Source organism: Bacillus sp. JZ105 (assembly GCF_053903125.1).
Genome location: NZ_CP096387.1, coordinates 2,849,595 through 2,868,200, shown reverse-complemented (window position 1 = coordinate 2,868,200; position 18,606 = coordinate 2,849,595). Strand labels below are relative to the sequence as shown.

At 41.9% G+C, this 18,606-nt stretch carries 25 protein-coding genes; 24 read left to right on the top strand and 1 reads right to left on the bottom strand.

Annotated features, from left to right (window positions below):
* Positions 1-148 precede the first annotated feature (148 nt).
* The 18 genes from M1D81_RS14840 to M1D81_RS14755 all read left to right on the top strand — a co-directional run bounded on the left by M1D81_RS14840 (position 149) and on the right by M1D81_RS14755 (position 11,414).
* Positions 149-412, top strand: coding sequence for a helix-turn-helix transcriptional regulator (locus M1D81_RS14840; protein ID WP_456266505.1), 264 nt, complete (start codon positions 149-151; stop codon positions 410-412).
* Positions 409-561, top strand: coding sequence for a hypothetical protein (locus tag M1D81_RS14835; RefSeq protein ID WP_162860191.1), 153 nt, complete (start codon positions 409-411; stop codon positions 559-561). The genes M1D81_RS14840 and M1D81_RS14835 overlap by 4 nt, the downstream gene beginning before the upstream one ends.
* Positions 539-781 carry a hypothetical protein gene (locus M1D81_RS14830; protein WP_456266506.1) on the top strand — a complete coding sequence of 81 codons (243 nt, stop codon included), beginning with the start codon at positions 539-541 and terminating at the stop codon, positions 779-781. Before M1D81_RS14835 ends, M1D81_RS14830 begins: the two co-directional genes overlap by 23 nt.
* A 50-nt stretch (positions 782-831) precedes the next feature.
* Entirely contained in the window at positions 832-1,233 is a 402-nt protein-coding gene (locus M1D81_RS14825) for a holliday junction resolvase (RefSeq protein WP_456266507.1), read from the top strand.
* Positions 1,230-1,436: an XtrA/YqaO family protein gene (locus M1D81_RS14820; RefSeq protein WP_024423268.1), complete on the top strand. Its 207-nt coding sequence runs from the start codon at positions 1,230-1,232 to the stop codon at positions 1,434-1,436. The genes M1D81_RS14825 and M1D81_RS14820 overlap by 4 nt, the downstream gene beginning before the upstream one ends.
* A 127-nt stretch (positions 1,437-1,563) precedes the next feature.
* Positions 1,564-2,082, top strand: coding sequence for a sigma-70 family RNA polymerase sigma factor (locus tag M1D81_RS14815; protein ID WP_456266508.1), 519 nt, complete (start codon positions 1,564-1,566; stop codon positions 2,080-2,082).
* A 152-nt stretch (positions 2,083-2,234) separates the two neighbouring features.
* Positions 2,235-2,879, top strand: a complete 645-nt coding sequence (gene terS / locus M1D81_RS14810; protein WP_456266509.1) for a phage terminase small subunit — start codon at positions 2,235-2,237, stop codon at positions 2,877-2,879.
* An 8-nt stretch (positions 2,880-2,887) separates the two neighbouring features.
* Positions 2,888-4,189 (top strand): PBSX family phage terminase large subunit, encoded by a 1,302-nt coding sequence (locus M1D81_RS14805; protein ID WP_162253746.1) that lies wholly within the window; start codon positions 2,888-2,890, stop codon positions 4,187-4,189.
* Positions 4,186-5,643, top strand: a complete 1,458-nt coding sequence (locus tag M1D81_RS14800; RefSeq protein ID WP_456266510.1) for a phage portal protein — start codon at positions 4,186-4,188, stop codon at positions 5,641-5,643. The genes M1D81_RS14805 and M1D81_RS14800 overlap by 4 nt, the downstream gene beginning before the upstream one ends.
* 38 nt (positions 5,644-5,681) lie before the next feature.
* The gene (locus M1D81_RS14795) at positions 5,682-6,770 is read left to right on the top strand and encodes an XkdF-like putative serine protease domain-containing protein (RefSeq protein WP_024423263.1); all 1,089 of its coding nucleotides are present in this window, start codon (positions 5,682-5,684) and stop codon (positions 6,768-6,770) included.
* Positions 6,771-6,792: 22 nt separating this feature from the next.
* Entirely contained in the window at positions 6,793-7,716 is a 924-nt protein-coding gene (locus M1D81_RS14790; protein WP_024425904.1) for a phage major capsid protein, read from the top strand.
* A gap of 13 nt (positions 7,717-7,729) precedes the next feature.
* Positions 7,730-8,113: a protein YqbG gene (gene yqbG, locus M1D81_RS14785; RefSeq protein ID WP_456266511.1), complete on the top strand. Its 384-nt coding sequence runs from the start codon at positions 7,730-7,732 to the stop codon at positions 8,111-8,113.
* A complete protein-coding gene (locus M1D81_RS14780) occupies positions 8,110-8,466 on the top strand; it encodes a YqbH/XkdH family protein (RefSeq protein WP_456266512.1) in 357 nt (118 codons plus the stop codon). Before yqbG ends, M1D81_RS14780 begins: the two co-directional genes overlap by 4 nt.
* Entirely contained in the window at positions 8,463-8,960 is a 498-nt protein-coding gene (locus tag M1D81_RS14775; protein ID WP_456266513.1) for an HK97 gp10 family phage protein, read from the top strand. Before M1D81_RS14780 ends, M1D81_RS14775 begins: the two co-directional genes overlap by 4 nt.
* Before the next feature lie 4 nt (positions 8,961-8,964).
* Positions 8,965-9,420 (top strand): phage tail terminator family protein, encoded by a 456-nt coding sequence (locus M1D81_RS14770; RefSeq protein WP_456266514.1) that lies wholly within the window; start codon positions 8,965-8,967, stop codon positions 9,418-9,420.
* Complete coding sequence (locus M1D81_RS14765) at positions 9,407-9,619, top strand: hypothetical protein (RefSeq protein ID WP_456266515.1); 213 nt, start codon at positions 9,407-9,409, stop codon at positions 9,617-9,619. Before M1D81_RS14770 ends, M1D81_RS14765 begins: the two co-directional genes overlap by 14 nt.
* 3 nt (positions 9,620-9,622) lie before the next feature.
* Complete coding sequence (locus M1D81_RS14760; RefSeq protein WP_044332541.1) at positions 9,623-10,969, top strand: phage tail sheath family protein; 1,347 nt, start codon at positions 9,623-9,625, stop codon at positions 10,967-10,969.
* Between the two features lies 1 nt (position 10,970).
* On the top strand, positions 10,971-11,414 hold the full coding sequence (locus M1D81_RS14755; RefSeq protein WP_024423257.1) for a phage tail tube protein: 444 nt from the start codon (positions 10,971-10,973) through the stop codon (positions 11,412-11,414).
* 282 nt (positions 11,415-11,696) lie between these two features.
* Here M1D81_RS14755 and M1D81_RS14750 read toward each other — a convergent pair whose 3' ends face one another.
* Positions 11,697-11,753: a putative holin-like toxin gene (locus M1D81_RS14750; RefSeq protein ID WP_350223447.1), complete on the bottom strand. Its 57-nt coding sequence runs from the start codon at positions 11,751-11,753 to the stop codon at positions 11,697-11,699.
* A 184-nt stretch (positions 11,754-11,937) separates the two neighbouring features.
* On the opposite strand from M1D81_RS14750, the gene M1D81_RS14745 reads away from it, so the two are divergent.
* The 6 genes from M1D81_RS14745 to M1D81_RS14720 are packed head-to-tail and all read left to right on the top strand — an operon-like array spanning position 11,938 to position 18,595.
* Positions 11,938-12,378 carry a phage tail assembly chaperone gene (locus M1D81_RS14745; protein ID WP_012011040.1) on the top strand — a complete coding sequence of 147 codons (441 nt, stop codon included), beginning with the start codon at positions 11,938-11,940 and terminating at the stop codon, positions 12,376-12,378.
* Positions 12,379-12,419: 41 nt separating this feature from the next.
* Positions 12,420-12,557, top strand: coding sequence for a hypothetical protein (locus M1D81_RS14740; protein ID WP_456267106.1), 138 nt, complete (start codon positions 12,420-12,422; stop codon positions 12,555-12,557).
* Positions 12,558-16,649, top strand: a complete 4,092-nt coding sequence (locus M1D81_RS14735; protein ID WP_456266517.1) for a transglycosylase SLT domain-containing protein — start codon at positions 12,558-12,560, stop codon at positions 16,647-16,649.
* Positions 16,642-17,310 carry a LysM peptidoglycan-binding domain-containing protein gene (locus M1D81_RS14730; protein ID WP_034282467.1) on the top strand — a complete coding sequence of 223 codons (669 nt, stop codon included), beginning with the start codon at positions 16,642-16,644 and terminating at the stop codon, positions 17,308-17,310. The genes M1D81_RS14735 and M1D81_RS14730 overlap by 8 nt, the downstream gene beginning before the upstream one ends.
* 11 nt (positions 17,311-17,321) lie before the next feature.
* On the top strand, positions 17,322-18,332 hold the full coding sequence (locus tag M1D81_RS14725; RefSeq protein WP_456266518.1) for an XkdQ/YqbQ family protein: 1,011 nt from the start codon (positions 17,322-17,324) through the stop codon (positions 18,330-18,332).
* Entirely contained in the window at positions 18,329-18,595 is a 267-nt protein-coding gene (locus tag M1D81_RS14720) for a DUF2577 family protein (RefSeq protein WP_456266519.1), read from the top strand. Before M1D81_RS14725 ends, M1D81_RS14720 begins: the two co-directional genes overlap by 4 nt.
* The last annotated feature ends 11 nt before the right edge of the window (positions 18,596-18,606 follow it).

Here is an 18,606-nt window from a genome sequence, read left to right as displayed (position 1 = left end):
TTTTTCATGTTATGAGTAAATTTTATCATGAATTACACGGAAAAGATAAATAAATACACAAAAAGAATAAAAATACGGTTGACTTACTCGTTTTGTGTATATTATCATAATGAATATAACTTACACATATTGAGTAAGAGGTGGAAAGATGAAACTTGAAAATTTACGAGAAGAGCGCATATTGCAAGGAAAAACACAAACCTATATGGCGAAAAAATTGGGATATAAGTACACAAGCGGCTATGCGAATATCGAAATGGGCAGAACAAAGCCTAGCTTAGAAGTAGCAAAGCATATTGCAGATCTGCTGAATACCGGGGTTCAAGAGCTTTTTTTTGGTCAAAAGTTACACGAAAAGAGTAATTCTCTAGAAGAAGATCAGTTCTTAGAAAAGGGGAGACGAGCAGAATGAATATTGAACATCCAATGGTGACTCAGATGAGTGACTTTGGTTATCCAAAAAGCTATTGGTTATATGACATGAAACGGTATGGATACCAAACAGAAATTGAGGACAGTTTGGAGGGAGCTGAAGAAGATGAGACATCAGCTGACGTTTGATGCTAGAAAAGAAGCGCAGCTTTGTTTAGACCAAGCTGGCGGCTGGATCGCCTTTCATCATCAGAAACCGATGTTTGTTTTTGCCACAGCAGAAGAGAAAGAAACATATATGACCCTCATGGAAGCTAAGGTCGATAATACAAAAAAGGAGGAATCAGGGCAGCGTGAAACGATGGAAGCAAATCATGACATTTTTGAAATGCTTGCTCAAAGCGAGTAAAAACGAACAAGACATCCGCCAGTGGTCAAAGGATGACGGGAGATCATAACATGGTCATCCATTTAATTATTGAACATGAGCATTTGTTAACAAAAGAGACATTGATGAAAAGAATACGATCAGCTTTAAAAGGGCGATGCCCGCAAAAATTAAAAGGCGCACTATCACTTGAGATTCGTTTATTTGATCACATGCCGTTTGACATAGCTGAATGCCCAAAAAAGCGTACATACGCAGAAAAAGGGTTGATACGCCCGGTACACGTCAGCATCTTTCAGCCAAGTCTACAGCATATTCAAGAAGCACTTCATTCTATAGCCGATGAAGTCCCTTTGCAGATGGTCGATTTAAGAGTTTCCCAGTTTTATAGTATGAGTCCAAGAGTTGAAATCATTATCAATACGGTAGGTGGTGGCACGAGGTCAACACCAAAAAAGGAGACAAGCATATGAACGAGCCAAAACAACTATTCATTCAAGAAAACCAAACATTTGTCGGTGAGATGGAAAAAGGAAAAATTCAAGTCATCGTATTAGATGGAAATGTAGGAACGGCTTATAAAATGGATGTACCTGAACATGGAAAAACCATTATTCAAACGGCAAAAGGTCATTTTGCAAGAGTGGATCACGAGATTGGTTTTAAAATCAGTTAACTGACCGAACACATCAAAGCACAATATGTCCAAGACGGAAAGCCTGCGGACACTGATCAAGGCCCTGCTAAAAGGGGACCTGATTGGTGTCCGTTTTTTATTTGCTTAAAAAAGGGAGAGAGCCAATATGCAAGATTTACTCATTGAATATAAAAGAGCTTTAAAGAATGCTAGAAAACAATATGAACCATTTAAAGAAAAAGAAGAACATCAGCTGTCCGTTCAAGACAAGCATGATAAAAAAATGATCGCCAGTATGGTAAGCGATCTGGAATATGTAGTAGAATGGCTTCAAATTGGAAGAGAGCCAGGTGCGCGCAGAGGATTAGACAGACGTTCAGTCTATCAGCGTACCATTCTCGCAAATCCAGAAGTGTTAGAGGCTTTATCACATGAATATACTCTTATTCAAGAGAAAGAAAGAGAAGTCAGTGAGAGAGACAAAAAACGAATTGATGACGCTTTGTCTGTTTTAACAGATCGAGAAAAGGACGTATTCTTTATGCACACAACACAAGGGTTATCGTTTAGCGAGATTGCGGTTATGCTGGGTGTCAAAAAAGGAACTGTCCAAAAACATATGGAAAGAGCGCGGACGAAGATGTCCAAAAAAGTACAAGTACACCTATTCAGAGCTGCTGAATAGGTGTTTTTTCTATTCAAAAATAAATCAGTTAAAGCTTGTCTTACAGTTGCCACCTATAGTTAGAAAGACCAAACGAATGTTTGCTAGCCCTACACAAATGATTCCTTCGGTGGGAATCATTCGAATTAAAAGGAGGCGGCAGGTGAATGTAAATGAAAGATAAACGGATAGAGGCCAAGCAGGATTATATGAAGGGGATGACGTACCAGCAAATTGCTGATCATTACAATGTCTCGATCCATACCGTCAAATCGTGGAAAAGGCGATACGGATGGCAAAGACAAAAAACTTCGTCAAAGCAAGCACACTCGATTTTCAATCAATTCCTTTCAGATGAAACGATTGAAATCATGGAGAAAATGGATGGACGCACATCGCTTGATTTAATCTGGGACCAAATTCAAATTCAATATGCAGCCATTATTCGGGCGCAGCGAATCATGTATGTAGCAGATCAAGAGGACATGATTAAAGAGCTGAAAAAGGCGGCATACATGCCTTCTTCATTAGAAGAAACAGGCGAAGGCAGTCAGCCAGAACTAGACATCACCTCAGAAGAATATTCGTTTCAATTTTCATGGGATCGGCATGCGACGTTTTTAAATGCACAATCCCGTGCAATGGGTGAACTCAGGCGTCTAATAAAACAGTTTGAAGAGCTCGCACATGCGAAGGATGAACGAAGATTAAGGCTGAAGCAAATTGAACTGACGATCGAAAAAACGAAAAAAGCAGTGCGTGAAGAAAAAGAGGAAGATCTTCAAATCATGATCAAGCGAAAAGAGGACGACTCATGACGCCATTGATTGAAAAAGAAGTCAATCCTCACTTTGAACACTTTCTATTCGATTGGAATCAAAAGTTTCAATTTTTAGTAGGAGGCTATGGCTCCTCCAAAAGCTATCACATTGCTTTAAAGCTCGTCTTAAAGCTGCTGGAAGAAAAACGGACAGCACTTGTCATTCGAGAAGTGTATGATACGCACCGCGAATCAACCTTTTCTTTATTACAAGAAATCGTCAGCGACCTCGGTATCGACCACGTGGTAAAGTGCCGAAGTTCGCCGCTTGCACTAACGTTTCGAAACGGCAGCAGCATCTTATTTAAAGGACTGGACAAGCCTGAAAAATTGAAATCGATCAACAACATCTCGATCATTTGGATTGAGGAATGTTCAGAGGTTTCTTATGAAGGCTTTAAAGAGCTGCTTGGAAGGCTGAGGCATCCATCCTTACCGCTTTATATGATGTTATCGACGAATCCCGTTGGTCAGGATAATTGGACGTACAGACATTTTTTTCGAGATGAACAGCTCAAGCGATTTGTTTTAGATGACGAAACCTTATACAAAAAGCGAACCGTTGTTATCAAGGATACGTATTACCATCACTCCACGGCGGAAGATAACCTATTCCTTCCTAAAAGCTACGTGAAGCAGCTGGATGAGCTGAAAGAGTATGACCCAGATCTCTATCGTATTGCGAGGAAGGGGTATTTCGGCATTAATGGCACAAAGGTTTTTCCTCAATTTGAGGTGAGAAGCCATTCTGATGTATTAGAAGCCATTCAGCAGATTGACAGACCGCTGAAACGAGCAGGCATGGATTTTGGATTTGTTGAATCATACAATGCGCTCATTCGGTTAGCTGTCGATCATGAAAAAAAGTACTTATATATTTATTGGGAATATTACGACCGCGGGAAAACAGATGATGAAACAGCTCTTGACTTGAAAGAGTTCATTGAATCAAAGGAACTGATTAAAGCCGACGCCGCCGAACCTAAAACCATTCACTATTTTCGGCAGCGCGGCTTTCAAATGGTAGCGGCACATAAGTTCCAAGGCTCACGTTTGCAGTATACAAAAAAAATCAAACGGTTTAAGAAAATTATTTGTTCTGATGCTTGTCCATATACCATCTATGAACTTCAATCACTAACCTATAAGGCAGATAAGGATGGACGTCTAGAGGAAGATGAATTTCAAATCGATCCGCACACTTTATCAGCCATCTGGTATGCGCTGGATGATTATGAAGTGACAGATTTGAAGCAGACCGCCTCAGAGCGTGTCCGTCCAAACAGAGAGAGGAGGTCCATACAATGAAACAATTGAAAGCAACCATTATGAAGGCAAACATGTCTGATCATACAAAACAAATGTATGCAGATGAATTTTCCTACGAAAAGGATGACATTGTTCCCCCGCCTTACAATATCAATGAATTAAAAAGCATGGCAGAATATTCAACCATTCTTCAGCAATGTATTGATGCGTATAAGACCAATATTTTAGGCTTTGGTTTTGGTGTAGAATATGCCTTTGACTTTAATGCAGAAGGTGTGAAACCGGCAAAAAAGAAAGCAACAGAGAAGGAATGGACAAGACTTGAAGAGTTTACGAAATACATGAACTATGATGAGTCTGCTGATGTGGTGCTTGGCTATGTCATCGAAGACCGGGAGAAAACGGGGAATGGTTTTTTAGAGGTTCTCCGAGATGGTCAGGGAAAGCCGGCAGGAATCGAGTATTTAGATGCGCTCCATATCCGTATTTGCAAGCTTAGTGAGCCAGTTGACGTTGAATTCCGGTATACAGAAAACGGCGAATTGAAAACAATGAATCGAAAGAAACGATTCCGTAAATATGTGCAGGTGATCAATGAAAAGAAAGTCTTCTTCAAGGAATATGGTGATCCGCGCATTTTACATTGTGAAACAGGCAAATACGATGACACCACCCCAGAGCCGCTGCGCGCAACAGAAGTGATTCATTTTAAAATCGGCAGTGGAACGTATGGAGTTCCCCGCTGGATTGGTAACATTGTCAATATGTATGGGGCACGCAAGGCAGAAGAGCTGAACTACCTTTATTTTAAACAAGGGCGGCATGTACCTGGAGCCATCATTGTCGAAAATGGAATGCTGTCTGAGTCTTCCTATCAGCAGCTTCAGGATTATATGGACGATATTGAAGGCTCTGATCATGCACATAAGTTTCTATTGCTTGAAGTCGAAGGTCTCCCGACGGAAAAAGGATTAACTGGAGAAGAAGATGTCTCAAATGTCAAAGTGAACTTCAAATCCCTAGCAGAGATCTTGCAAGAAGATGCACTCTTTTTAGAATACGATGAAAAAACAAGAAACAAAATCCGCTCTGCTTTTCGCCTGCCGCCTATTTACACAGGTGAGTCTCAAGACTATAACAAAGCGACAGCCGATACGGCGCGAAAAACAACAGAAGAACAGGTATTTCAGCCTGAACGGCATCTCATCACAGGAAAACTCAATACACTTTTCCTGCCGGATCTTGATATTTGGCATGTTCGTTTCCTATTAAATGGTCCTGACTTTAGAGATCCATTAGAGATTGCCAAGGTTCTGACACCGTTTATTCAGGCTGGGGCAGTGTCACCAAACGATTTGCGAGATCTAGCAGGACGTATCCTTGGGAAAACGTTAGAAGAATGGCCGGAGGATCTCTATCACAGACCTTTAGAAAGCCGCATGACATCAGCCGAACAAGAGCCTCAACGAGAGGCCAATCAGCTGAAGAAATAAACCGAAGCGCATGCGCTTTTTTGAAAGGGGGTGAACATATGCCAAGAGAATTAAAAAACGCAAAAATTACGCATGTTTCCTATGTGGACAGAGCCGCAAACAAAAAGAAATTCTTTTTGATGAAGGCAAAGAAAAGCCAGCCTGACTTTCAAAAGGAGGTTAGTGTGCTGACAAAGGCAGAAGATGCTCATCGTCTTGTGTATGGTGTCGTGTATGAACCGAATACACCTGATGCACACCAAGACTTTATGTCTGCAAAAGAAATTGAAAGAGCGGCACATGGTTTTATGAAGGATGCCCGCCACATTGACAAGCAGCATGATTTTCAACATGGTGTGGGCGAGGTTGTTGAATCGTACATTGCCCCCGCTGATTTTGAGGTAGGCGGTGAGCTGATTCGAAAAGGATCTTGGGTACTTGTAACAAAGGCTTCCCAAGAGATTTGGGATCAAATTCAGAAAGGCCACATTACAGGCTATTCAATGGCTGGAACGGCGGACATCGTAGCAATAGAAGAACAAGATCAGCTCCTATCTCAAAGCACAAATGAGAGAGGGCTTTTTTCTTTGCTGAAAAATTTCTTTTTGAAAGAGGAAGGTGCAAACATGTCACAACAATTTTGGAGCGTTATAGACCATCTGCTGGAAGCCTTACAGTCAAATGATGGTGATGAGGCGGGTGTAAGATCAGCGCTTGAGCAATTGCTGCCAATCGTGCAGGACATTTTGAAGACAGAAGATGTGCTTCAAACGATTGGTGAAAGGCCAGCCTCCGTACAAAAACAAGATGCCGCTTTGACGACGGAGCAAGTACAAGAGCTTGAAAAAGCAAAAATGGCCATTGAACACGTCTTACAGCAGGCAGAACAGCAGGAAACAGATCAAACAGAGGAAGAACCTGTCCAAAAGGTGCTTGAGCAAGTCGTTGCACCAATTCGTCATCAGCTTTCTTCCTTAGAGAAATCAGCCAGCAGAGAAAAAGCAGCGCTTGAACAAGTGCTTCAGCAGCAGCTTTTGCCTATTTCAGAGCGGATTCACATGCTTGAAAAAGCGCGCGGCATGTCAAAACAAACAATCCACGATACACAAAACGACAGTACAAAGCCCATATGGGATGGCTTACTATAAGCCTAAATAAGGAGGAAACAGTGTGAGAAATCAAGAGTTGATTCGCAAGGCCGAAATGACACTTGCCAGCTTAAAAACCGGCGGTCTCATGAACGCAACCCAATCCAACACATTCATTAGAATGATGCAAAATACACCCACCGTTTTAAATGATGCACGTATCATTCCAATGGAAAGTGATTCACAAAAAATCGAAAAAATCGGCTTTGGCCAGCGTATTTTGCGCCCAGCAGAAGAAGGCAAAGCGCTTGATGCGAAAGACCGTGTTGTCCCAGCGACAAGCACTGTCCAGCTAAATGCGAAAGAGGTCATCGCAGAGATCCATATGACCTATGACAGTATTGAAAATAATATTGAGAAAGACGGAATTCAGCAGACAATTATGCAAATGCTCGCTGAACGAGCAGCCGTTGACATTGAAGAGCTCATCGTCAATGGTGATACAACTTCAGCAGATCCATTTTTAGCTCAAATGGATGGCGTGAGAAAACAAGCGGTCTCTCATATCGTAGATGCTAATGGAGCGGAAATCAGCCGCCAAATGTTTAAGCAGGCTTATAAAGCGATGCCATCAAAATATTTACGTGTACCTCAGGATTTCCGTTTCTACACATCCCCAAGCTTAGAAGTTGAATGGAAGGATCAAGTAGCAAACCGTCAGACAGGCCTTGGAGATGCGGCCATTCAAGGCGGACTTTCTTCTGCATTTGGTGTGCCGGTCAAAGGTCTTGCCAATATGCAGCCATATGACGAAGCGGGAACAGACGTATCAGATATTTTGCTGACACACCCTAAAAATATTATCGTAGGTTTCTCTCGTAATATTCGAATTGAAGTAGAAAAAGATATTCGCAGCCGTAAATTTATTATTGTCCTCACAGCGAAGCTAGACAGCAAATTTGAGGAAGAGGATGCTGTAGCAAAAGTGATGAAAGTGAAAGAGTAGGTGACGGCAGGCCATGATCATTTCTGCTGAAGAACTGCAAGCCTATTCTGTCTTTGATCGTGTGAAAAATCGATCTGTAGAAAGACTGACAGCAGATATTATCGAAGCAGAAGCTGCGGTATTTCAGATCGTAGGTCACGATTTCTCAAGCGAAAAATATCAGCCCCTCCCTGAAAAAGCAAGAATCGCATTATTAAAAATGGCTCAATATTTTGCCATGCTGAATGATGATGAATCTATGATGAAAGGCTTTACGTCAGAGAAAATGGGCGATTATTCATATGCGAAGGCAGCTGATCAAGTCAAAGGCAGACCCTATGTATATGCCCTGCTTGTAGATTACATTGAACCAACATTGACTGGCGGCAGTGCCAACCTAAAGGTGAGATCATTATGAGCTATCAATCTCTATTAACAGACCGCTGTGATCTTTTTCACCTTGAACAGCAGGATTCCGCCCGCGGGAAATTTGGAATTCCAGCTGATGATTTACAAATGACACTTTCCTATCCCGATGTTCCCAGCCTGACCGATCTAGCTTGTTATGTCATAGAAAAGAACCAGTCACTTGTGCAAGAAGAGCCGAATACAGTCATTTATCAATCCTATCTTGTCCATTTTCCTTTAGCAAGTGATATTCGCTTGCATGACAAAATGGTGTGGAATGGCGTGTCACTCAAATTACAGCAGCCTAAAAAAGTGAAAAATCATCACATCGAAGTGATAGCAGTCAGGAAGGAAAATCTATGAAAATTGATGGGCTTGACCGGCTGATTTCACAGCTGCAGACAGCGGGTGATGGCGGCTTAAAGGCAGAATATCAAGATTGGCTGGAGGACATGGGCCTGCAGTTTTTAGACATCATTCAGGATGAAATAATCAAGGAGAATGCTGTTGATACAGGCCGGCTTCTTCGATCTTTTACACAAGGCGGCAAGGAGAATCATTTTCTCATTTCAAAAGGCGGTCTCACACTTGAAGTGGGAACGCAGCTTGAATATGCCTCCTATGTCAATGACGGACATGCCACTTCTTCAAGTGGAGAGCGAAGATGGGTGCCTGGCAGATGGACTGGCAGCCGCTTTGAATATGATCCGAATGCAAGTACAGGAATGATGCTTGCCTCTCAATGGATTGATGGCAATGGCTACTGGGATCATGCTGTCATGCTTTATGAGCAAATGTTCGAACAGCCGCTGGGTCGAAAGCTGCAAAGCTGGTTCGATCGACACTTTGGGAGGTGATGGAATGAATCAAGAAGTCGGGGCAATCATGCATTATATCTACACACACTTTCCTGTGACAATGTATGATCGTCTTTTGCCAGAACGCTTTCAAGTGCCATCCGTTTATGTGCCGCCTGTGACAGTAATCAGTGGTCCAGATACGGTCTCTACCTTTATGAAATCTTATTCGCTGCAAGTGAAAGTCTTTCATATTGATACAGAAAAAGCACATGATGCGGCAGAAACAATCGTTGATGCATTGCTTGCTGATCGTCAAATCATTCAGATGATGAGTAAAGACGGAGAGGTGCTTGATGATTATGTCCGCATAAAGAGAGTGGAAACAAGAATGATAGATCAAGGCGTAGCAGCGATTGTCCTGACGTGGGATAGCAGCTATTGGTACAACCGTGACAAACAGGCAAGCCTTGAAGATATCAACTTTTCAGATGGGGTGATCAAACGTGAGCAAGACTAAACTTGCACAGCCCGCTCAAACAGCCGGCGAAGAAAAAGAATTTGGCTTTTCATTTGAAGCCTTAAAGGAGCATAGTAAGGATCTTTTTGGGGTCAAACCAGAAATCCTTGAAGGTGCTCTTTTTTATATCAAACATCAACCAATTACAAAAACAGAAGCGAAAAAGCACATTGATGCTTTTTTGTCCAAGGAGGTTTAAAGGATGAACGGAGGCACTTTTACACCAGGTACAGAGAAAAAGCGTCCTGGCATTTACTTTAATTTTAAAACAACAGCAGAGCAGCGAATTACTTTAGGCGATCGTGGTACGGTGGCACTTCCTCTTGTGATGAGCTGGGGAGAACCAAAAACCTTTATTTCCGTTTCAAATATGGAAGATTTAAATAAAAAGGTTGGACTCAACATTGATGATAAGTCACTTCTTCTTTTCCGTGAAGCAAAGAAAAAAGCGCAAACGGTCTTGCTTTACCGCCTCAATGAAGGAGAGCCGGCCAAAGCCGAAATTGCTGAAAATTTTGTCGTCACAGCAAATTATGGCGGCCAAAAAGGAAATGAAATTACAGTACAAGTCGCAGAAAATGTACTTGATAGCGCAAAACGCGATGTGATCACTTATCTTGGAACAGACATTGTGGATAAACAGGTTGTCACTGATGTCAAAGACCTTGTGAAAAACAAATATGTTCAATTTTCTGGTGAAGGTGAAGCTGTCATCACAGCTGGTGTGGCACTAAGCGGCGGGAAAAACGGCGTGGCAAGTGTTGCAGATTATACAGCATTCCTAGAAGCAGCAGAAACAGAATACTTCGATGTTATTGCCCTTCCAGTCGATAATAGTGAGCAATTAAAAGCAACCTTCGCTTCATTTATCGAGCGTTTACGTGATAAGCAAGGACGTAAGGTGCAAGGGGTTGTGGCGAATTATGCAGCTGACCAAGAAGGAATCATCAATGTGACAAGCGGTGTTGTACTCGAAGATGGAACCGAACTAACACCTGCACAAACAACAGCATGGGTCGCAGGTGCAAGTGCCGGAGCAAATTTCAATCAGTCACTGACTTTTGTTGAATACGAAGGAGCGGTCGATACATTAGAACGCCTTGACAATGATCAAGTAGAATACCGATTATCACAAGGGGAGTTCCTTTTCACCTTTGATGCGCGAGATCGCACGGTGAGTGTTGAAAAAGATATTAACTCCTTGACAAGCTTCACAGCTGAAAAGAACCAGCAAATGGCGAAAAACAAAATCATTCGTGTGCTTGATGCGATCAACAATGATTTAACATTCGAATTAAAAAATCTGATTAAATTACGCAAAGCCAATGGCAATGACATTCCAGCATCAGATGATGGAGTGCAGCTTGTGAAAACACTGATTACTCAGTATCTCACACAGCTTCAAGATGGCAGCGGTATTACAGGCTTTAATTCAGAAACAGATATCGTAATCGGGCTCAATGAAGATCGTGATGGATTTATCATCGATTTAGCGGTTCAACCAGTAGATGCAGCAGAAAAATTCTATTTCAATGTGGAGGTGAAGTAAGATGGCTTTTAAAGCACAAAATACAATTTCAGGTAAAGAAGGTCGTCTTTTCTTAGAAGGTGAGGAGCTTGCATTTATCAAAACCTTCGAAGCAAACGTGGAGAAAAACAAGTCAGAAGTGAACGTCATGGGCCGCCGAATGACTGGCCATAAAACAACGGGAGCAAACGGAACAGGAACAGCAACCTTCTATAAAGTGACGTCGCGTTTCGTTCAATTGATGCTCAATTACGTGAAAAAAGGAGAAGATCCATATTTCACTCTTCAAGCTGTCATTGACGATAAATCATCAGGCCGTGGCACAGAGCGTGTGACGTTATTTGATGTCAACTTTGATTCTGCTAAAATCGCTGGATTAGATGTTGATTCAGAGGCGCTTGAAGAAGAAGTTCCTTTCACGTTTGAAGACTTTGATCTTCCTGAGAAGTTAAAGAATACTTTCTAAGAAAAGTGGAGAAAATCAGCTATTAATTAGCAAAATAAAAACTGAATATGCTATAATGCAGTTGTAATACAGCCGTCTTGAAGCCGTCTTCATTTCGTCTGGTAACGTCTTGTATTCGATTCATTAAAATATGTTTACATGCAAAGCAATTTGCATAAAATAAAAAGAAGCCAGGATGCTCTAACATCCCGGCAATGTACAATGAGGCCCTTCAAGGGGCTGGCTTAACGAATAGTTCTTTAGGTAGACTTCCCTTTAACCTTCCACAGCTCAAGGGGGAGTCTATTTTTTGTCTATATACGTCAACAAAGTAAAGATAAACATCCCGAATAAAAGCATAAAGGAAATCGCTTCAAATGTTGACATATGCATCACCCCCTTCCTATCGGGGATGAGCCAGACGCCCTTGAGCAAGCCGTTCAATTGTACAATTTAAATGATACATGAAAAGATTGGAAAGCACATTCAAAAATGGATGTGCTTTTTTGCATTCAAAAAAACATAACAAAGGGAGTTTTTAAACATGAGTGAAAAACAAACATTTGATCTTTCATTTTTTATGCCAGGACAAACAGTAGAAGCGGAAGAAGTCAAAGTACCGATTTCTAAGCGTTTTGTTGATAAAAAAGGAAATGTCATTCCTTTTGTCTTTAAAGCTATTACAACTGAACGTATTGATGAATTGGAAAAAGAAAACACAACCTTCAAAAATGTCAAAGGCAGAGGACGTGTGAAAGACTTAGACAGCCAGCGCTTCTACGCACGTATTGCGATTGAATCGACGATTTATCCAGATTTCCGCTCAAAGGAATTAAGAGAAGCCTACAGCACACAAGATCCAGTTGAAGTAGCAAAACGTGTCCTGTCTGTCGGCGGTGAATATGCGAACTGGTTAAACAAAGCGATCGAAATCAACGGATTCGAAGATGAAATTGAAGATTTAGAAGAAGCAGCAAAAAACTAATAAAAGATGGGGATAAAGAAACGGTGTTTTTATATTACGCAATGCACGAGCTTCACTACTCCCCATCTGAACTCCTGGAATTATACGAATCACCAAGACCGTTCAAAGCATTCCTTTTCGGACTCATCAGCTACAAGCTAGACATGCTAGAAAAAGAAGCAAAGAAAGGAGGTCAATAATTGGCGAAACTTACAGCACGATTTGAATTAGAAGACCGGGTGTCGAAGAAGTTATTACGCATTCAAAAACGATTTCAAACGTTTGAGAAGCAGCTCAAACCATTTAGAAAACCAGTGAAAATAAGTCTGGAAATGGATGAAAAGAAATTAAGAAACCTCACTTTATCATTGCGGAAAGTTTCAGTATTTTCTATGAGGCTGGATCAAGGAATCTATCGGGATCTAAAAGCATTGAACAATCAGTTAAATATGATTCCAAATCATCTGGTCATATCATTTCAAACGAAGGGACTGGATGTCATTAAATTCAGCATAGATCGTTTGAAACGAATGGGGACAAGTCCCATTATGCTGACGTTTAAACTGAACGATCAATTGTCAGGGAAAATGTCTTCGATCAAAAAATCAATCCTTCAGCTCATCAACAGAACGTACTATATGAGATTAAACATGGTTGACCAAGCCACCGCTGCAATTCAACGAATCAAAAAGACACTCAAAAGCTTGACGATGTCCAAACACGAAATCAGAGTGTCTGTGCAAGACAATGCAAAAAGTAAATTGAAAAAACGAGATCAGGCAGAGTCTGTTGTGAAAGAAAAAACCATAAAAAAAGAGCCTGAGGCTGCTAGTCCATCAGTTAAAACGGATGAACCTAAACAGAGTTGGCTCCAAAACTTTGCCAATAAAGGATTAAATGAAATTCAAAAATATGCAGGTGACGTTGCAGACAAAGTAAAGGAAAAATTGAGTCCTAGAAAGTTTTGGGATGAAAAAGCACTTCCTTGGGTTGAAAATAAAATGGAAGAGTACAAACAAGATGTGATCGGAAGAATTAAAGAGAAGATTAAATTTAATCCTGAAAAAAAACTAGATCAATTGGTGAAGACTGGATTAGATCGTCTCTTTGGTACAAGTGATCAATCAAGTGAAAATAACAATACCACTCCGGCATCACCGACAACATCACCAACATCAACACCATCTAATTCGGCTCCTAAAACGCAGCCTAAGCCGCGAGGTGGAAAAGGTTTGTTTCGCAGTAGTTGTTGCCCTTGTTGTGCAAGAGGTATAAGCAGCCGAGGATCTATTAAAGCGAAAAATGGCCGTTCACCGAGACGATCAAATCCAAATGCCACATCAAGAACCGAAATGAATAGAAGGCCTCCAAGTAAATTAGGGAAACTGAAATCAAATGCAGGTAAATTATTTGGAAAAATCCCTAGTGGTCTAAAGAAAGGTGCGGGTATCGCAGCTTCAATTGGCGGACTTACGGGTCTAATGAAAGGTGGCAAGGGGTTAAGTGGACTAGGAGATGCGGTGAAAAATATCGGTAAAGGGAGTGGTAAATTATTAAAGAAAGTACCTATTCTAGGTGGTTTACTTAGCGCAACAAATTTAATCGGTATGAAAAAAGAGAATGCTGGTGAAAAGATCGGTACGACTGGAGGCGGTATTGCTGGCGGGATGGCAGGTGCAGCAGCAGGTGCAGCTATGGGAAGCGTAGTGCCAGGAGTAGGTACAGCCATCGGTGGTCTAGTAGGCGGCATTGCTGGAAGTATGGGCGGCGAATCTATCGGTGAAACGATCGGAAAATGGTTTGATGGCGGCGGATTTGAAAAGATTGGCCAAAAAGCCATTGAAATCAAAGACCAAATTGTTGAAGTTTGGTCAACAGTTGCGACTTGGTTCACAGAAAATGTCTGGACACCATTAAGCAGTAAGGTTGTCACAGTAGCATCATCCATCTGGTCAAATCTAGTCAATGCGTGGACATGGATTCAAGAAACATTCAGTACAGTAGCAGGGTGGTTTATCGAAAACGTCTGGACACCGTTAAGCGGTACAGTCGTTACGGTAGCCACGACCATCTGGTCAAGCCTAGTCAATGCGTGGACATGGATTCAAGAAACATTCAGTACAGTAGCAGGGTGGTTTATCGAAAACGTCTGGACACCGTTAAGCGGTACAGTCGTTACGGTAGCCACGACCATCTGGTCAAGTCTAGTCAATGCCTGGACGTGGATCCAAGAAACATTCAGTGCAGTAGCAGGCTGGTTTATCGAGAACGTCTGGACGCCGCTAAGCAGCACAGTTGTTACAGTCGCTACAGGAATTTGGACAGCATTATCAAATGCATGGAAAAAGATACAATCAATCTTTGGAGTTGTATCGACATGGTTTATGGAAAATGTGTGGAATCCACTTGTAGATACGGTAGGAACCATTAAAGACAGTTTCGGTAAAAAGTTTGAAGAAGCGTATAAAGTTGTGACAGATATATGGGATGGATTATCCAAATGGTTTGAGGAAAACATTCAAAAGCCAATTGTAAAAGTAGCAGAAGCTATTGGTGATGGGTTTTCTAAAGCGTTTGGCTGGGTCAAAAAGATTTTTGATAAGGCTGGCGGTGGAGTTGATTTTGTATTGAAACATGTCTTTGGAACCCCTGATAAAAAAGCCACAGGCGGCTATATCACCCAGCCAACCTTATCATGGGTCGGTGAAGCAGGTAACGAATTTGTCATTCCAACTCAAAATAACCGAGGGCGCGGAAAGATGCTTCTTGCACAGGCTGCTTCTCAACTTGGAATGTCTGTTGTACCGAGCGGAGCGGCAGGAAATCCAGTGTCAAGCTCCCCAGCACCTACAACTCCATCATCTTCTGTAGGTTCAATGAGCGGAGGCGGATCTGTCTCATTGAATGCGAACATTCAAGCCTCTGGCATCGGCGAGCGATTTAATGAGGATTTTGAACAAGGATTAAACCGTAAAGTCATCTCTCTTGATCAATGGAAACAAAAGAATATTCAGCAGCCTTTTGGTCAATTGACATCAGACTCAGGAAAGTATGGTCAGCAAACGGTTTCTTCCTTTGCAAACGGTCAGCAGATGACACCAACAGGAACAGCCAGCTTCTTGCAAAGTCGTGTAAAAGCACCATACCAACAAGTGATGACAGCATCACCAACTTGGGGTTCTGGAACGGTGAGTGGTTTTGCAGCAGGCCAAAATGCCACATCAATTGGCACGAGCCAATACGTAGACCAGCACATCAAACAACCATTCCTGCAAGCGAAACAAGAATCACCAGGCTGGGGCTCAGGAATGATTGACGCCTTTAACAGCGGCATGCGTTCCAAAGGAAGCGAAGTGACGCAAGCGGCCAAAGAAATGGCAAAGAAAGTAGAGCAGGCGTTTAGAGAGGAATTAGACATTCATTCACCTTCACGCGTCATGATGAGTCTTGGGAAGTTTGCATCGATCGGTGTCGTCAAAGGGCTTGACTCAGTTGATGTGAAAAAATTTGCTGAAAATCAGGCTGGTTCATTAATTGGTGCCTTCAGCGGGATGGGGGCTTCAGGTCTTAGTGTTAAGCAATGGCTGATGGCAGCTCTGATGGCAACTGGCACATCTATGAACTGGCTTCCAGGTCTGATGACCATCGCACAGCATGAATCAAATGGAAATCCGAGAGCAATCAACTTATGGGATTCCAACGCCAAAAAGGGAACACCTTCTAAAGGCTTAATGCAAACCATTGGACCGACTTTTAATTCCAATAAAGGAAAGGGCATGAATGACATTTGGAACCCAATTCATAATGCCGTAGCAGCCATTAACTACATTAAGGGAAGATATGGAACAGTCTTCAATACGCCGGGTTTACGAAGTATGAGAAGAGGCGGCCCTTATAAAGGCTACGCAAATGGCGGATTGATTACTCAAGAGCAAGTGGCTAGAGTCGGTGAAGGAAACAAGCGCGAATGGATTATTCCTGAAGAAAGAGGTATTCGCGGAAGGTATTTATTGACGCAGGCAGCCAAGGCACTTGGGATGCAAGTATATGATCCATCAAATGCATCTGCTCCTTTACCAGAAGCACAGATGCAGCAAGTTACCTCAGCTCAGTCTAATGGCAGTACAACATCGCCAGGTAATAAACAAATCACGATTCAATTTAATGGAGATCAGCACTTCCATAATGGACAAGATCAGCAATCGCTAGTCGAAAAAATTAAACAAATGCTTGTAGATGAACTAGAAGTAGAGCTTCATACAGGAACGAAGGGGGTCGTAATTGATGGGTAAATCAGTGTATCAATTGTGGATTTCCCAAGGAAAGGACAAGTTGCGATTCCCTGTCCTTCCATCTGAACTCGAAATCACAAACAACGTACAAAATGAAACAGTAAAGGTCGCATCTTTTGGTGAACTGACTTTTATTGACGTACCATCGGCGAAACAAGTATCTTTCACCTCATTATTTCCTAAGAAATATTCGCCGATTGCTGAATATAAAAGCATTCCATCACCAGAGAATGCGATTGCGAAAATTGAACGAATGATGCGTTCAAAGAAATCCGTGCGGTTAATTGTAACTGGAACAAAAATCAATATGACGTGCAGCATTGAAAGCTTCACACACAAGGAAGGATCATATGATATTGGGGATCGTGAATTTACGATCGAGTTAAAGGAATATAAAACCGCATCCCCTAGGAAAATCAAACGTAAGAAAAAAGCAAAACAAACGAAAAAGAAACGGCCTTCAAAAACACCACCAAAAATGTACACCGTCAAAAAAGGGGATACACTATGGGCCATTTCTGGCAGGTTTTATGGCGACAGTACAAAATGGCGGCGTATTTGGAATGCTAATAAATTAGCGATGATTAAACGTAGCAGACGCAATATTAAGCAGCCGGGGCATTGGATTTTCCCAGGACAAAGGTTAAAAATACCACAATAGGGGGGCTGGCATTGATTGAGCTTTTTGCCATCAGAAGCGGCACCATGTATGAGCTTGTCACAGAGAGTGTGACACTTCAGGGGCAAAGGTATCAAGCCCCTCGCTCTATTCAGGCAAATATTATCACAAAGCAAGGCAGTCAAACATATTACCGTGTCTCAGAAGGGGACACGGTTCTTTTTAAATGGAGAGGGAAAGAGCTGTTCAGGGGTATCGTTTTTTCCCGGACGCCGGTTGAAGGAAAGCTGACCTTTACCGCATACGATATGCTTCAATATTTGGTGAAAAACCAAGATGTCTATGTTTTTTCAAATCAAAGAGCAGATCAAATCTTAAGGCGGATTGGAGCTGACTTTCAAATTCCAATGACCTCCATCGCCAATACAGGACATGTCATAAAATCACTAGTGTTTAAAAATGATACGAGCCTGTATGACATGATATTGAAAGCTTTGAAAGAAACGAAGCGGCAAACAGGAAGAAACTATCAAATTTATTCTGCTAAAGGCAAGATGGGGCTGAGAGCCTGGCCTGATCCAGAGGACGTCTGGGTCATTGAATCAGGCGTCAATCTCATCAGCTATCAATACAGCACCTCGATCGAAGAGACAGCCACTCGTGTCAAAATGCGTACGTCTGCTGATGAACAGGGGAAGAATAAGAAAAAAGGCAGTAAATCCGAGATTGTGGTGATTGAACAGGATAAAGCCGGTCAGAATAAATACGGTATTTTACAGCATGTTGAGACAGTCACTGGGCAAATTAACAAGCCGCAATTGCAAAAAAGAGCCAAAGTACGGCTGGCAGAGAAAAAAGGCGTCAAACAAGAAGTCAAAAGTATACAAGCCCTAGGAATTCCTGAGCTGCAAAGCGGTCTCCCAATCTATTTAAAAATTCCTGAAATCAACGTAAAAAAAACTTACTGGATCGATCAAGACAAACATGAATTCAGTGGGGTGAAACACACCATGACCATTGATGTTGTTGAGAAAAATTCCATGCCAAAGGGTGATCAAGCGTGAGATTAAGTGAAGCGATTAAACGATTAGCAGTGAATGCAGTAGACGCAGAAGCGCCAATTGATCTTGTCATCGGAGAAGTCACGGCAGTTTCGCCTCTCGGCATCCGATTAAATGAAAATCATAAGCTGATCATTCCAGAAGAATTACTGATTTGGCCGAAGCGCTTAAATAAGGGTGAGGATGATGAGCTGAAAAGGGGAGATAGTATTATGGTGCTTGCAATGGCAGGAGGGCAGTCCTTTTACATCATCGACAAATTGTAAGGGAGGTGATG